Source organism: Flavobacterium sp. WC2509 (genome assembly GCF_052683105.1).
Genome location: NZ_JBQZFG010000001.1, coordinates 3,344,152 through 3,359,939 on the forward strand (window position 1 = coordinate 3,344,152; position 15,788 = coordinate 3,359,939).

Below are 15,788 nucleotides of genomic sequence, written 5' to 3' on the forward strand. Positions count from 1 at the left end.
AAAATTTTCGGAATTGGGATTTTTTTGATTTATAAATTTGATTTAATCTTTTCGATTACCTCAGTATATTCAGCATCCGATAAGTACGTTTTTTGCGGATTCATTTCAAATACAGTTCCAAAACCGTAACCTTCTTTATATTTAGGAACGATATGAACGTGTAAGTGAGAAAGTGTATCGCTATAGGCACCATAATTAACTTTGGTAGGATTAAAAGCTTTAGCGATTGCTCTTCCAACAGTGGCTACATCTTCAAAAAATAGATTGCGTTGTTCATCGCTTAATTCATAAAGCTCCACGCCATGATCTTTATAAACCACATTGCAACGACCAGCGTATGATTGTTCTTTAAAAAGGAAAAGTTGCGATACTTTTAAATCACCTATTTTAATCATTAATTGATGCAGGGTGTCATTATTTTGACAGTATAGACATTCTGAAACTGGGCTAGGCATATTATTTTTTTAAAAAAAATTTAATTGAAACCAAAACTAGTAAATTATGTCTTGGCTTTAGTTAAATAATTAAAATTTATTTGATGGATTAAAGGTTTTTGATGATGGCCATTACGTCTTCATCTCCCAAGCCATTGTCTTTTGCCTGCAGAAAACTTTCGAAGAGAGGTTTAAACAAAGGAGAGTCCAATCCTTCATTTTTGGCTAGATTAAGGTCTTTGTATAAAAGTTTCAACGGAAATGCAACTGGGTATTGATTGGCTAAAAGAGAGGGAGTTTTTATATGGGTTATTCCATTTCCGCATGCGCCTTCGTTAACAATGGTTAGCATGTTCTCACGGCTCACTCCGTTTTTTTCGGCAAATAAAACCGTTTCTGCCAATCCCTGAATATTTAATGCTAAAAAGTAATTGATGGCTAATTTGGCTGAACTTCCCACGCCAATATCACCTAAAAGAAGGGAGGATTTTCCCAATATGTCAAACAGGGGTTTTGCTCTTTCATAATTTCCAACACTACCGCCCACAAGAATGATAAGAGCACCATCTTGGGCCGGTTTTACGCTGCCTGATACGGGCGCGTCTAAAAATTCTATTTGATGATTGTTGGATATTTCTGCTAAGTATCTGGAAGTTTCAGGGGAAATTGTACTCATGTTGATGATGAGTTTACCGATCCCAGGTTTAGATAATAAACCAGTTTCGTTTTGGAAAACTTCTTTTACGGCATTGTCATTGGTAAGCATTGTAAAAATTATGTCGCATTTTTGAATTATTTCTTGCGGACTTGCTGCCGATATTGCGCCTAGGTTGATTAATTCCTGTTCTTTTTCCTTTGTTCTGTTATAAACAGTCACTTCATAATTGGCTTTGAGAAGATTCTTTGCCATTGGAACGCCCATGTTTCCAAGACCAATCCATCCTATTTTCTGTTTATTCATGTTTTTGTTTTTATAATTTGGTTTCCGATTTCCGATTGGATTTGACAAGTAAATTTACGAAAAAAGAGAGAAAGAATAGGCTTGGGTAGTTTCAAAAAAGAAATGGACCTGATATAAGTCAGATCCATTTTTGTTCAATTGAATATTCAGTGGTTTACTATTTGTTTTTTTGATTGATTATTAAAAACCAAAAACTTTTTCTGCTTATCAAAAAATGAAATGGTCAGAAAAAGTTTTGGAAAAAAAATATAACTAAACTTGAGATTTTAGAACTTGTATTTTAAAGTTGTCATAAATTGACGAGGTGCAATTGGATTTACACTGTAATTTTCGTGTACTGTATAATTCAACTCGTTTGTAATATTAGATAATCTGCATAATATTGAAAACTTGTTCCAAGTATATCCTAAAGAGGCATCAATAGTAGTGTATCCGTCCAATGGAATTTCTCTATGATAGATTCCGTCAGGGTATTTAACAAGGTCTGTACTGTTTTGGTTATTCCAACCAGCAATACGGTCTCCAATATAATTTCCTATAGCTCCTACAGAAATTCCTTTTAAGAATCCAGATTGTACTGTATAGAAAAAGCTTAAGTTAGCTGTGTTTGCTGGAGTTCCAACTAAACGATCACCTTCAACAGGGCTTCCGTTTAGTCCTGATGTTTTACTGTAACGCATATCATTATAACTGTATCCAGCAATGATGCTTAAACCGTCGATTGGTCTAGCGGTAACATCAACTTCAATACCCTTGCTTTTTGTTTGTCCGTTTAAAGTTTTTATGTTTGTGTCACTATTAAGAGAACCATCTGCTTTAAATTCGGCTGTTTGTGCTAAATTACTATTAGTGATTTGGTAAACAGTAACGTTTGTGCTTAACATTCCTTTTAAGAAATCGGTTTTAACACCAGCTTCGTATTGATCAATGATCGAAGGTTCAATTGGTTGTAAATCTACAGTTGTTCCTGTGTTTGGAGTAAATGAATTGGAATAACTTGCAAATAAAGACATGTCAGTTAAAGGTTGGTAAACAATTCCAATTTTTGGAGAAAAAGCATTATCTAATTTTTTGTCACCAACAACTGGAGCTACATTATTTACCGATGTTACAAGAATATCCTTTTTTGTATCTACAACTTCTTTGTATGTAGTAACTTCAGATTCTTGCCAAGACCAACGAAGACCAGCTAGAACTTTAAATTCTTTTGTAATTGAAATTAAATCTTGAAAATATACACCAAAACGATTCGTGTCTGTATTTGCAATTTGAGTTTGTCTAGAAGGATATGGAGCTTCAGTACTTTGAGTACTTAGTGCATCATAGTCATAAAGATTTATAGATTTATCTTCTGTAGTTACAGCTGTTGCTGTTGTTGGTTTTTTGAAAAATCCGTAAGTATATGCAGTTGCAAATGAATTTTCCCAATCTACACCAGTAAATAATTGATGCTTAATAGCTCCTGTATTAAAGGTTCCTTGTAAGCTTAATTGGTCACCGTAGATGTTTTCTATGTTTTTACCTTCAGTCAATCCTCTTTTCCAGTCACCATTAGGTTGTACAGTTGATAATTGAGCAGTCGATTTTGAATATCGGTCATAAGTTTGGAAAGAAGAATTGAAATTCAATTTCCAGTTTTTGTTGAAATCATGGTTAACAAATGCAGAAGCACTAGCTGATTTTGTGTTTCCAACTGACCAAAGAGCACCATAGAAATTGTTACGTGGTACATCAACAATTGTTGAATATAAAGGATAAGTAATAGCTCCTGTTCCAAAATCTGGAGTCCAATCAGCATCTAAATAATCCCCTTGTAATGTAATCTGTGTTTTATCGCTTATATTAAAAAGGAAAGATGGATTAATATATAAACGTTCATTTTTTACAACATCTCTAAAGCTTTCAGAATTTTCATAAGAAGCATTAATTCTATAAGCAATAGATTTATTTAAAGGTCCATAAAAATCAATAGAAGGTTTGTAGAATGCATAGCTACCTGCTTGCATTGATATAGAACCTCCTTGTGTGAAAGAAGGTGTTTTTGTTACCAAATTCAAGATTCCCCCTGGAGCCACATTTCCATATAATAGCGCAGAACCTCCTTTAAGGAATTCTACTTTTTCTAAACCAGAAACATCAGGAATAGAACCAGAATTATAACGGAAACCATTCTTTAGCATATTGCTGGCTCCCATAGCGTATCCTCTTGAAGAAAAAGATTCTTGAGCACCACCTCGAGCAGAACTTACATTGATACCATTAGCATTTTTTATTACTTCGCTCAAACGAATAGCTTGTTGTTGCTCGATTACCTCTGAACCAATTACTTGTATGCTTTGTGGTGTATCCATTGGTTTTAAACCAGAGCGTAAAGCACTAACAGGTTTGCGTAATTTATTTCCTGTAACTTTAACTTCTTTTAATTCTTGTCCTCTTCTTTTCTTTACAGTATCATTTATTGATTTTATCGTATCAGAAGAAAAATAGTATAATTCTTTGTCATTTGATTTTGAAGTATTACTTGCCATTTCTTGAGCTTGAGCATTAAAGCAAAAAGCAAAAAATGTCAGAGGGAGTAAAATGCGTTTCATCGTTTTTATTTAGAATTAATTAAAATAACGATGCAAATGTACAACCTGAATTTTGTTTTTGCAATTTATTTAGACTAAATATTAATAATATTTTAACAGTATTTAACTATTTCATTTTCAGTTTTTTAATTCAAAAAATGTTTATTTTTTATTTGGAAAAAAGTAATTAATTGGCAATTTTAGATTTTAAAAATGCTCAAATTATGTCTGAGAATAGAGTTTAAAGATCTTTTTGATGTTAATTTTTAAGGAGGAAATTAATAATGAGCTGCATCGTTATTTTTTATTTAATAGTGTTTTTGCTTTTTTATTATAAGTTGAAAACTCTACCGCTTTTTCAAATGCTAGTTTGGATTGCGTTCCGAATTATACCCAAACTATTAAAAGTTTATGATTTATAGTCTTAATTTATAAATAGTTTTAAAAAGCTTAATTTTGCAGTTAAAATAAATTGACTATTTCTGCATAATGATTATTTCCTATTTTAAAAGTCTAATAGATACCCCAAAAGGATACAGATTAGCAAACACAGTGTTTTTCTTTGTATCCGGATTTGGATATTCCTCATGGGCTTCTAGAATTCCGAGTGTTAAAGAGCAATTGCATTTAAGCGAAGCACAATTCGGAGCTGTTTTATTTGCATTTCCAATAGGTTTAATACTGACAATGCCATTTACAGGACGATTACTAAATAAGTTTAGTAGCCGATATTGTATGTTGTTGGGAGCTGTTTTGTTTAATATTTTTTTGGCTTTGCCAGGTTTTACGTCTTTTGTTTGGCAGTTAGTTATTATTCTTTTACTATTTGGATCATCGCGTAATATTCTGAATTTATCGATGAATGCACAAGCTCTGGAAGTTCAAAGATTATATTCAAAATCGATTATGACTACTTTTCACGCAGTGTGGAGTTTGGCAGGATTTGCAGGCGCGGGTTTGGGTTATATTATGGTGACGCAAAATGTTGCTGCCTCATATCATTTACTCGGAATTAGTATAGCGATGATGGGAGTTATGGCTTGTTTTTATCCTATGACCATCAAAACAGAACCTTTGAGAGAAAAACGAAAATTCTTCTCGATGCCTGATCAAAACCTTATAAAGTTTGCCCTAATTTGTTTTGTTGCTATGGCATGTGAAAATACAATGTACGATTGGAGTGGTATTTATTTTCAGAATGTATTGCATGCATCTCCGAAACTTACCACAGCGGCTTTTGTGTTTTTTATGACAGCTGTTACTTTAGGACGTTTCTCTGGCGATTATGCAGTAATGAAATTTGGTATCAAACAAATATTATTGATTAGCGGGATTTTTATCACTTTGGGATTTTTAATTTGTTTTCTTTTACCTTTTATTTACCCTACAATTTTAGGTTATTCTTTAATAGGAATAGGGGTTTCTTGCGTAGTTCCATTGGTTTTTAGTATTGCAGGAAAATCAAAAAGTTTGAGTAATGGATCAGCTTTAACCTCAATTTCGACTATTGGTTATCTTGGCTTTTTGGTTGTGCCACCAATGGTTGGTTTTATTTCTGAAATTTTAAGTATGAAATGGGCGTTTCTAATAATGGCATTTTTAGGATTTATTATGGTCCTGATGGTGAGAAAAATTGAAGAATAAAGAACTCTAAATTATAACGTTATAAGCCTAAAAAATTAAAGTTTAGCTTTGAATTTTTTGATTTTAAAGTTTTTAGATTTTACCACTTTGCCATCGTCTGTAATTATAATGCAGCTGTAATCAGGGTATTTGTGAAGCAAAAGTAATCCTGCAGTTTTTCCTAAAATCATTATTGAAGTACTCAATCCATTTGCGGTTTCGGCATTAGGACCTAAAACAGTTACACTACATAAACCCGTTACAGGATATCCCGTAGTAGGATTGATTATGTGAGAATAACGTTTGCCATCAAAAACAACAAATTTTTCATAAGAACCAGAAGTAGTAACCGCACCTTGTGTTAGCGGAATTACGCCTAATAATTTTTCAGGATGAAAGGGATTTGTAACGCCAATATTCCAAGGTTTTCCGTTAGGCTGTTTTCCCCAAGTGCTCATGTCCCCAGTAGCATTTACAATTCCAGATTTGATTCCTTTGGCAAGCATCATTTTCATGCATTTGTTTGTTGCGTAGCCTTCGCCCAAAGCGCCAAATCCAATTTTCATTCCCTTTAATTTTAAAAAAATGGTAGAATTTACACTGTCCAAAATAATGTTTTTGTACCCCACTTTTTCGACTGATTTTTTTATGGCTTCCGCCGAAGGCATTTCAGTCATTGATCCATCAAATTTCCAAATTCGATCCATAGCGGCAAAACTGATGTCAAAACCACCATTGGTAATTTGTGAAAAATGGAGTGCTCTTTGGGTTAATTCAAAGACTTCTTTATCTACTTTAACCGGTCGGATTCCAGCATTTTGATTCACTTGGGAAATTTGTGTAGTAGGTTTCCAATCGGAAATTAAATATTCTATCCGACTTATTTCTGCAATAACTTCGTCAATGCTTTGTTCCGCTGTAAGTGAATCTTTGGCTACAATAGTAATGTCAAAACGACCGCCCATAAGCATGGTGTTTCTTTTTCGTAAAACTTGGGCATTACTATACAAACTGATAAACAGAAAAGTGATAATTAAATAAGGGGTTATGAATTTTAATCTCAATTCCATTTGTTTGTTTCTTTCAGATTCTAAAAATGTTTACCGCAAATTCACAAATTATTTTATGTTTTAAGTACACTTTGCGAATTTGCGGTTTTTTTTCCACAGATTTAAATGATTTAATCTGCGAAAATTAGTGTAATCAGTGACTATTTTAAACATCATTTTAATAACAATCAGTCAAAATTTGCTGTTTGTTTATATAATAGGAAAGAGTTGTATTGTTTTTGGCTAAACAAATGGCATCCAAAATATTTTCAACATCAATCTGCATTTGTAATGCGCCACAGATCATTATTACTCCATCATTTTTTAAGAAATCAGCAAAAAAGTCTTCATCCCTTTTAATCAAATCCATTACATAATGTTGATTTTCACCACGAGAAAAAGCCAAGTGTAAATTAGTTAATCGCTGTTTTTGCATCATTTCATATGCAAATTCTTCGTAGTGTGTAGTGATTTCAGTCTTTTGGCGGAAGCCACAATACAAATGAATATCTACTTTTTTCTTATTTTGTTGAATCATACCTAAAAAAGGAGCAATGCCTGTTCCATTTGAAATCAAAGCTACTCTTTTGGCATTTTTGGGAAAATGAAAAGCATGATTATTAATAATTCGGGCTTTGAAAATATCACCTACTGTTGTATTGTATAAAAATTCGGAACCCAAACCTGAAGGATGTAATTTTACAGCCAATTGAATATTTCCATTATTTTTTGCAATAGAATACAAACGCTCTCTATTGTCATTGGCGGGATAAATAGCTAATAAGTCTCCTGAAGTAAATTTGCTTTGCGTTTCGGTGCGTAAAGTCAGTAAGAAAGTTTGTTCAGTATCAGAAACAGTTGTTTTATCTAATACCATTAATTTTTCTAAACCTTTTGGAATATGATTGTATAAAGATGGAGTTGTGGCCAATGGAATATCTGTCTTTTTGCTCCATAGTTTTACCCAACTAACAAACTCGTCAGCAGATTTGTCGTTTACGGTTTGCAAATCCGTTAATTGATGCGCCCAATCTTGACTGGATAAGATAATATCAATTTCTTTGGCATAACCACAAAAATCAGTATACGATTTAGAACCGAAACCAACTACTGAATAATGAATGTTTTGTTGTTGTTGGTGTTTACTCAAAAGGAATTCAAATTTACTCGCATTAGTTGGAGCATCGCCCAAACCATATGTTGAGGTAAAAATCAATAAATGTTCCGCTTTTGGATACAGGCAATAATCATTCATTTGAGCAATATGTGCTTTTTCGCCTTGATCAATTAATTGTTTCTGAATAGCATTGGCAAAACGCAGTGTACTTCCATTTTCGGAACCAACTAAAATAATGTATTTACTTTCGTTGGCTTTGAATTTATTTTTAATACGACTTGCTCTGCGTTTTAATGTCATTGCAAAGCCCGAATAAATAAAGAAAAGTATGTTTAAAGAAGCAAGACCAAGAACAATTGCCCAAAAAGGATTGGCTCGACCTGTGTGCAAATCCAAACTCAATTCTGTTAAAACAGCTGACATTGGAAAAACTTCTTCGGTAATAATTTCGTTTGAATATTGATCGACTTCGATTTTTCTGTCTTTTAATTCAAAGGTGTAATAATCTTCGGCATCATCGGAGAAAGGGAATTCGATTTTAGTAACATTTGCAAGAAGCGTATTTTTAAAGTCAAATTTATTGTTAGCAACAGCCGTGGCTTTGGTTTCAATTTTGTCCTTTTCTTCAGTTTTGTTTTCAAAAAAATGAAAACGTTCCATAGATAAATAGGTTCCTGAAAGTGCAATAATTAAAATTGGAATTAATGCCAATCGACCAAATAAAACATGGTAGTATTGCGTAAAATATTCTTTGATGATTTTGGAAAAGAATTTTCTCAAGCTTCGCTGTCTGTTAATTACCAAAGCGAAACCTGAAACAGCAATTAGCAGTAAAAGAAAAGCATTAACTCCAATAAAAAATCGCCCTGTTTCGTGCAAAAACAAAGAACGATGTAAGGAGGTAACCCATTGAATGAATTCGTTCTTTTTGTGTGGAGTTCCTATTATTTTTCCTGTCAAAGGGTCAATATAGGCATTAACATCATTTCCATCTTTATCAATCGCTTGAAGGGTTACAAATTGATTGTGGTCTACACTTAATTCTGTTATTTCAGGGTAAATTTTGCGAAGCTTCGGTAAAGATTCCTGTAATGTAACTTGGTCGAAATTTTCCACTCGATAGGACGGAATTTTCTCTTGTATTGCATCAACTGCAAGTATAGTACCTGTTACTGATGCCACAATTAAAAAGGCAACCGAAAAAATCGCTAAAGTTAAGTGAGTGTAACGCCAAAAAGAAAGAGTCATTGATAATGATTTTGTTTGAAATGTTTACTATATAAGGCATATAATACCATTTTATATTTGAATTTACCTGAATATAAAATACATAATTTGTCATTTCGACGAAGGAGAAATCATATCCTACATTCACGTTATGTGATTCTTCGTTCCTCAGAATGACAAATAGTTGCTTTAGTATTTAATGTAAAAATAGATATGTTAAGTTTGTTTACCAATCTTAAATGATCTTATATGCCTTATATAGTTAAAAGTAAAGTCTTTTTATTAGATTTTATTCAATCTTACATATCGAATGTATCCTTTTCCTTCTGTTTTATCAGCCATTGCTTCAGTAGTTAACGGAAGTTCTAAATCGGAGGTGTAATATTTTTGATCTTCAACTGAAGATTCAAAACGTAATTTATACCCTTTGTTAATTTTAGAATCTTCTATTTCAAAAGTGGTAATGCTTCGATCTCCTCCAGTTACAGAAGCTCCTGTTGTAGCACTGATATCAGTAGGTTTTTTAGAATAAAATTTATGCCATTCTTTAAGGGTTTTGTACCATTTTTTGTCATCACCCATTACATAAAGTGTTTTTTCATATTCCCCTTTTGGATTTAGAAGGGATACCACAACATAAGCACCATCTCCAACATAATTAGACATTTGGAGCATGCATTTATATTTACTCGTTTGAGCAGTTGCTTGAAATGATAAAAGACATATTAAGGCAGTTGTGGAAGCTATTTTAAGTATTGATTTCATATCGAATTATGAATTATTTATTATAGTTATGTTCTTTGAATTATTATTTCAAAAATGTTAAATCGGTTTTGTTTTTGCTTAAAGATTCATTTTCTTTTGCCAAGTCAAAAGTACTTTCTTTAAATTCAGTAGTGATGTCTTTTTTTGCACCAATAGAAATCAAGTATTTCATAATGGTATCGTCTTTAGCAATCATTGCAGCTCTATGTAAAGCTGTTAAACCATCCTTGTTTTTAGCATTAACATCAATGTTTAAATCAGCTAATTTTTTTAATAAAACTAAATCATTTTTGGCTACAGCTAAGTGATAAAGTGTGTTACCATCTTTTTGAGGAGTCGCCAAGTTTAATCCTTTATCTTGAAGTAATTTTGTTTTTGCAACAAAGGCATCTTGTTTTGGAGCATTTCCACCTTCAGGACGACCACCCATTCCCATTGCCATTTGTGGGCGGTAAGATTGTATTAAATAGTAACCTAAATTGTTCCCTTGTTTGTCCAAGACTTTTACATCGGCACCTTTATCCAAAAGTAAGCTTACAGTTTCTGGAGTTCCAGATTTAACCGCGATTGTTAATGCAGATTCTCCGTTTCCATTTTGACCATTTATGTTTTTTACAATTGTCAATATTTGTTCTATTGTAGCAGTACCTGTTTCTCTAGATGAAGCAGCAACCATCAAAGGAGTATTTCCTTCGTTATCTGCTAGGGTAATATTCACTCCTTTAGCCAAAAAGTAATTGATGATTTCGGTTTGTTTTGGTTTGCTTACCAGATAATGAAATACAGTTTCACCAGATTTGCTTCTAGTTGTCGGTTTGATTTTTAAATCTTCTACTAGGTATTTGTATGTTTCAAGTGTATTTGTTTCTCTACGTGAACCTTGCGCTGCAAAAATAAGTGCATTGTCAGTGTATTTTACTCCTTTTTCTAATAGTGTTTTTAAGAAAGGAATATTACCAGTTTTAGCTACATAATTGAAAGCCGTGTTGCCATTAGCATCTACATCTTTAATTGACATTCCTTTGGTTGTAAAATAATTGGCAAGACTAAGGTCTTTGTCATAAGGTATTGCGATAAGCAAAAGGTTTGCCCCGTCTTGATATTTTTTCATTGGTTCAACACCAGCTTTAAAAAAAGCTTCATAAACTGCTGGATTAGTTACACCACTACTTGCTGCTGCTGTAATTGGAAAGCTGCTATGGCTGTCTTCTAAATTAACATCTGATTTTTTAGCAATTAAGTATTCTATGATTTCTAGATTTCCTTTGCTTGCTGCCCAATGTAGGTAAATGCGATTATCATGAGTCGGTTTGTTTACGTCATTTCCTGGTTGTTCCAATAAGAATTTGATAGTAGCTGCTGGTGCATCATTATTAATGGCTAAAACTACAGGGTCAAAAGATCTTGAGTTTGATTCCGAAGGATTACTGCCTTTTGCGATTTCAGCTTGAACAGCTGCTACATCTGGATTTGTTTTCCAAAATGATTGTTCCAAAAGAGCGTTTTTTTGTTGAGCACTAACAAATAATGTAGCTGCTAATGCAAAAGAAATGAAAAGTTGTTTTTTCATAATATAAAGTAAGGGTTATTTTGTAATAGTAATTTTTATCAAAAGCTATTTAGAATAAATAAAAATAATGCAAATGTAGAAATTAATATTATAAAACCAATGTTTTAGTCTTGGACTTGTTTTATTTATTTTTAACAGAAAATAACGTGATTATTTTTTATCGCCTTTGGATTGAAAAATTTATAAAAGGTTTAATCTGAATATAGAAATAAATGACTGACCATATAAATAGAACTGATAAAATAGCTTAGCGAGCTTAAAATAATAGCTCTTAAGAAATAGATTATTTACTTTTTTCTTTTCTATTTCTTCCCCACCAAATATAAAAACCAGATATAGGAAGTGTCGCAATAAGCAAGCTGATTAAAAAAGCAAATATTTTCCCTGTTAATCCAAATACAGCACCAGTGTGTAGATCATAATTCATTCGTAATAATTTATCTGAAATAGCTGCGTCTTTATATTTTCCGTAAAGGTGTTTGACTTCTAGTTCTTTTAAAGAATATTGGTCAAAATAGCGGTATTCGGTTTTCCAAAATGTTCCTTCTTCAGGATTAGCATTAGCAGCAATAGACGTACTGTCATTTTCTGGAGGATGTACTTCGATAGATTTGGCTGTTGGATATTCTTTTTGCATTTGCAACCAGATTTTATCCAATGGTTTAATGGGATGAACAGTATTTTTTATAGAAATAGGATCTTCATACAGCAATGATTTTTCTCCTCCAAGAACTTTGTAATAGGAGTTTGCAAACCATTGAAAGCCCCAAACCAAACCTGTAGTTGCAAAAATAAGAGCTATGAAGAGAACATAAAAACCAGTGATATTGTGTAAGTCATAGTTTTTGCGTTTCCATTTTGTTTTATCTTTCCATCGGAACCAAAATCGTTGTTTGACAGCGTTTTTATTTTTTGGAAACCAAAGATAGAACCCAGAAATAATGAGTATAAGAAAAATTAATGTTGCAGTTGCACAAACCGTTTGTCCAATTTGATCGGGTAGCCAAAGGTAAAAATGGCCATCTAATATAAATTCAAAAAAGCCTTCGTCCATATTGACTTTTTGCAATACTTTGCCAGTGTAAGGATTCAGGTAAACAATATAATAATAGGTAGGTTCGAAATGGAAAAATATAGCTTCAGCCGATTTTTCGTTTCCATTGTATTTGATGGCATGTAAGGCTTTATTTGGAAGTTCTTTTCTGGCAATTTGTTCCAATTGCGAAGGCAAAAGAAAAGGTTTATTTTGTTTTTCTACAAAGCGATATTCTTCAGTATAGTTTTGTATTTCTTCTTGAAAAGCATACAAACAACCTGTTATGGCAATTATGAATACAATAATTCCTGATGACAATCCGAGCCATAAATGTATTTTACCTATAGCTTTTTTTAAATTATTCTTCTTCTTCATTTTAAATAAAATTCCCTGCAAAAATAGCGTTAATTAGCTGAAACCATGATAAAAGTTGTAAGGTTGTTTATTCTTGTGTTAAACTTCTATTCGTAAATAATGCATTTTAGGAGTGTACTTTAGTTTGCAATTCTATAAAATTTCTATTGTATTAAAAACAAAACACCCCATTCCTCATATTTCTTAGAGGTAGAGGTGTTTTGACCCACTAACTAACAAAATAGGTTTTAAAATCTGAATGATAAGTTGCAGAGAAATTTGCTATATTCTCAGGAGATCCAGTTACTTTATTACCTTCTATAGCTTTGCTACTTTCGCTTGTTTTTACAATTCGATTATCATTATAAGCATATCTTGCTACAACACTTTAACCTGATATTGGATTAGCAATTAATTCAAAATCCATACCTTTACTCACCTGAACTCCATTCTTAAGAATAAAAACTAGAATTATATTGTGTTTTTGCGAATACCATTTCAATATTCTATTTCAACTTTCAATAATATCTTTTGTTTTAATCAGAAAAAACGTATTTAAAATTGTTAATCAACTTCTTGTGTATCAATATTTTGCATTTTGTTTTGTTATTTTTATTTAGAATAATTAAATATAGTGTTGTTTAGAATAATTTTAAATAATACTTTTGTGCCGAATTTAATTTGAACCAACATCAAAATAATGCAAGCAAAAAAAATAGCAGTTTTAATAACAATGTTTTTGACAATAACACAGCTTTATTCTCAAACAGGTAAAGCAACTATTTCAGGAGTTGTTTTAACAAATAATGGGCAACCAGCCGAAGGTGCTTCAATTTTATTAAAAGGAACAGCAGTGTCAACATCTACTAATGAAAAGGGAGAGTACAAAATTAACGCAGTTCCTGGTAAGTATGTTTTGGTAATTTCTAACGTAGGATATAAGACCAATAGAATTTCTATAAACCTAGCTCCAGAAGGGAAAAAGATTGAAAATATTACGATGGAGGAGGATGTGGCTAGTTTGAACGAAGTAAACGTTAATGGAAAATCGAAAGTGCAACGTGTTCGGGAAAAAGCGTATAATATTACTGCTGTTGATTTAAAAAAGCTATATAATACTTCGGCTGATTTGAATCAGATTCTAAACCGAACTACAGGCGTTCGAGTCAGAGAAACTGGTGGTATGGGATCTACTTTTAATTTTTCATTAAATGGATTTTCAGGGAACCAGGTCAAGTTCTTTATGGATGGAATTCCAATAGATAATTATGGTTCTTCTTTTACACTAAACAATATTCCGGCAACAATGGCAGAACGTGTTGAGGTTTACAAGGGTGTTGTTCCAATAGAACTTGGAGGAGATGCACTAGGTGGTGCAGTAAATATTGTAACAAATAAAAGTGCAAAAAGATATATTGATGCTTCCTATAGTTATGGGTCTTTTAATACACATAAAGCAGCTGTTAATACCCGTTTTACCAATGAAAAAGGTTTCGTAACTAATATTAATGCCTTTGTCAATTTTTCAGATAATAATTATAAAGTGGATGCGCAGATTCCAGATGCTTTTTCCGGAGTTTTTGGTCCAGTTCAAGAACTTGAACATTTTCATGACGCCTACAAGCAAGGAACTATTATGGCAGAAGTGGGTGTTAAAGACAAAAAATACGCTGATTACTTATTGTTTGGCGTTGCTGCGAGTACAAATAAAAAAGAGATTCAACAAGGGACTACAATGTTGAGAGTTGTTGGGGATGCATTTACAGATAGTAAAAACTTTGTGCCCTCACTTAAGTACAAAAAAGCCAATTTGTTTACCAAAAACCTAACTGCAACTTTAGCAGCTTCTTATAATATTGCGCAAGAACGAACGATTGATACTTCGTCTGCCAGATATGATTGGTCAGGAAATTATACTATTAAAAATTATGAAAGTGGCGGTGAAATTAACTTAGTTAAAACCCTAATGGTATTGGATGTAAAATCGCTTCAAAGTAATGCTAATCTTAAATATGACCTAAACGAAAATAATTCATTCTCTCTTAATTATACACTTTTAGGTTATAAGCGAACCGAAAATAATGAATATGATTCAGATTATATAGTTACAAAACCATATATAAATAAAAATATTGTAGGTATTGGTTATGATTTATCTGCTCTTCAAAAAAGATTATCCTACACCGCATTTGTCAAAATGCTTGATATGAAAGGCGAAATCACAACTCATGATCAATATGCAGATGATGTAACAGTAAAACCATCTTTCAATAATGTTGGTTATGGTACTGCTGCAGCTTATTTTGTAGTTCCAGAAGAATTCCAAGTTAAAGCATCTTATGAGCATGCTTTTAGACTTCCATCAGCGCAAGAGTTGTTAGGTGATGGTGGTGTTCGAGTAAATCCGAATCCAAATCTTCAACCTGAAGAGAGCGATAATTTAAATTTAGGATTTTCATATAAAAAGAAGTTTGAAATACATTCCTTCGGTTTTGAAAGTAATTTTCTTTATAGAAAGGCAGATAACTTTATTCAATCCAGACTTGATGGCAATAAAAGTATAAACGTAAACTTTAAAAATATACAAGTTACAGGTGTTGATGGAGTGGTTCACTATGGTTATAAAGAATGGTTAACATTTGATTTGAATGCTACTTATCAGCAAACATTGAATAAAGACAATACACTTCAGCCAGGAACGAATCAGGTTAATTATTTGTATAACAAGCAAGTGCCTAATATTCCAATTTTATATGGAAACGCTGATTTAGGTTTTCATTTTAAAAATATAAAATATGCTGATGATTTCTTTACAGCTAATATATCAACCAATTATACAGACAGTTATTATTTAAATCCTCCTTCTTTAGGAAAATATAATAAAAAAGAAATCCCTGAACAGCTTTTTTACTCTGTGAATGTGGCTTATTCTTTAAAAAACGGAAAATATAACATCGCCCTGGAGTGTTTTGACATCACTAATGAAAAGTTATATGATTATTATAATGTCCAAAAACCTGGAAGATCTTTCACTTTAAAACTGCGATACTTTATTAATTAATTCGAATATCAAAATTCTTAA

At 32.3% G+C, this 15,788-nt stretch carries 10 protein-coding genes; 2 read left to right on the top strand and 8 right to left on the bottom strand.

Annotated elements, in window-relative coordinates:
* Window positions 1-29: 29 nt before the first annotated feature.
* The 3 genes from ACUN3A_RS13990 to ACUN3A_RS14000 form a co-directional block, all read right to left on the bottom strand.
* Window positions 30-455: an HIT family protein gene (locus tag ACUN3A_RS13990; RefSeq protein WP_445551893.1), complete on the bottom strand. Its 426-nt coding sequence runs from the start codon at window positions 453-455 to the stop codon at window positions 30-32.
* A gap of 88 nt (window positions 456-543) precedes the next feature.
* Window positions 544-1,443, bottom strand: a complete 900-nt coding sequence (locus ACUN3A_RS13995) for an NAD(P)-dependent oxidoreductase (protein WP_445551894.1) — start codon at window positions 1,441-1,443, stop codon at window positions 544-546.
* Between the two features lie 218 nt (window positions 1,444-1,661).
* Complete coding sequence (locus tag ACUN3A_RS14000; protein ID WP_445551895.1) at window positions 1,662-3,986, bottom strand: TonB-dependent siderophore receptor; 2,325 nt, start codon at window positions 3,984-3,986, stop codon at window positions 1,662-1,664.
* 468 nt (window positions 3,987-4,454) lie between these two features.
* Between ACUN3A_RS14000 and ACUN3A_RS14005 the strand changes: the two genes are divergently transcribed.
* Window positions 4,455-5,609: an MFS transporter gene (locus ACUN3A_RS14005; protein ID WP_445551896.1), complete on the top strand. Its 1,155-nt coding sequence runs from the start codon at window positions 4,455-4,457 to the stop codon at window positions 5,607-5,609.
* 35 nt (window positions 5,610-5,644) lie between these two features.
* Here ACUN3A_RS14005 and ACUN3A_RS14010 read toward each other — a convergent pair whose 3' ends face one another.
* The 5 genes from ACUN3A_RS14010 to ACUN3A_RS14030 all read right to left on the bottom strand — a co-directional run bounded on the left by ACUN3A_RS14010 (window position 5,645) and on the right by ACUN3A_RS14030 (window position 12,727).
* Window positions 5,645-6,658, bottom strand: coding sequence for an FAD:protein FMN transferase (locus tag ACUN3A_RS14010; protein ID WP_445551897.1), 1,014 nt, complete (start codon window positions 6,656-6,658; stop codon window positions 5,645-5,647).
* Between the two features lie 157 nt (window positions 6,659-6,815).
* Complete coding sequence (locus ACUN3A_RS14015) at window positions 6,816-9,002, bottom strand: PepSY domain-containing protein (protein ID WP_445551898.1); 2,187 nt, start codon at window positions 9,000-9,002, stop codon at window positions 6,816-6,818.
* A 261-nt stretch (window positions 9,003-9,263) separates the two neighbouring features.
* On the bottom strand, window positions 9,264-9,746 hold the full coding sequence (locus tag ACUN3A_RS14020) for a DUF2271 domain-containing protein (RefSeq protein WP_445551899.1): 483 nt from the start codon (window positions 9,744-9,746) through the stop codon (window positions 9,264-9,266).
* A 43-nt stretch (window positions 9,747-9,789) separates the two neighbouring features.
* The gene (locus tag ACUN3A_RS14025; protein WP_445551900.1) at window positions 9,790-11,316 is read right to left on the bottom strand and encodes an ankyrin repeat domain-containing protein; all 1,527 of its coding nucleotides are present in this window, start codon (window positions 11,314-11,316) and stop codon (window positions 9,790-9,792) included.
* A gap of 283 nt (window positions 11,317-11,599) precedes the next feature.
* Window positions 11,600-12,727: a PepSY-associated TM helix domain-containing protein gene (locus ACUN3A_RS14030; protein ID WP_445551901.1), complete on the bottom strand. Its 1,128-nt coding sequence runs from the start codon at window positions 12,725-12,727 to the stop codon at window positions 11,600-11,602.
* Between the two features lie 679 nt (window positions 12,728-13,406).
* Between ACUN3A_RS14030 and ACUN3A_RS14035 the strand changes: the two genes are divergently transcribed.
* Window positions 13,407-15,767, top strand: coding sequence for a TonB-dependent receptor (locus tag ACUN3A_RS14035; protein WP_445551902.1), 2,361 nt, complete (start codon window positions 13,407-13,409; stop codon window positions 15,765-15,767).
* Window positions 15,768-15,788: the final 21 nt, after the last annotated feature.

Coding starts and splice junctions, on each gene's coding strand:
- ACUN3A_RS13990 (WP_445551893.1), bottom strand. CDS start 455: ATGCCTAGCCCAGTTTCAGAATGTCTATACTGTCAAAATAATGACACC.
- ACUN3A_RS14000 (WP_445551895.1), bottom strand. CDS start 3,986: ATGAAACGCATTTTACTCCCTCTGACATTTTTTGCTTTTTGCTTTAAT.
- ACUN3A_RS14005 (WP_445551896.1), top strand. CDS start 4,455: ATGATTATTTCCTATTTTAAAAGTCTAATAGATACCCCAAAAGGATAC.
- ACUN3A_RS14010 (WP_445551897.1), bottom strand. CDS start 6,658: ATGGAATTGAGATTAAAATTCATAACCCCTTATTTAATTATCACTTTT.
- ACUN3A_RS14015 (WP_445551898.1), bottom strand. CDS start 9,002: ATGACTCTTTCTTTTTGGCGTTACACTCACTTAACTTTAGCGATTTTT.
- ACUN3A_RS14020 (WP_445551899.1), bottom strand. CDS start 9,746: ATGAAATCAATACTTAAAATAGCTTCCACAACTGCCTTAATATGTCTT.
- ACUN3A_RS14025 (WP_445551900.1), bottom strand. CDS start 11,316: ATGAAAAAACAACTTTTCATTTCTTTTGCATTAGCAGCTACATTATTT.
- ACUN3A_RS14030 (WP_445551901.1), bottom strand. CDS start 12,727: ATGAAGAAGAAGAATAATTTAAAAAAAGCTATAGGTAAAATACATTTA.
- ACUN3A_RS14035 (WP_445551902.1), top strand. CDS start 13,407: ATGCAAGCAAAAAAAATAGCAGTTTTAATAACAATGTTTTTGACAATA.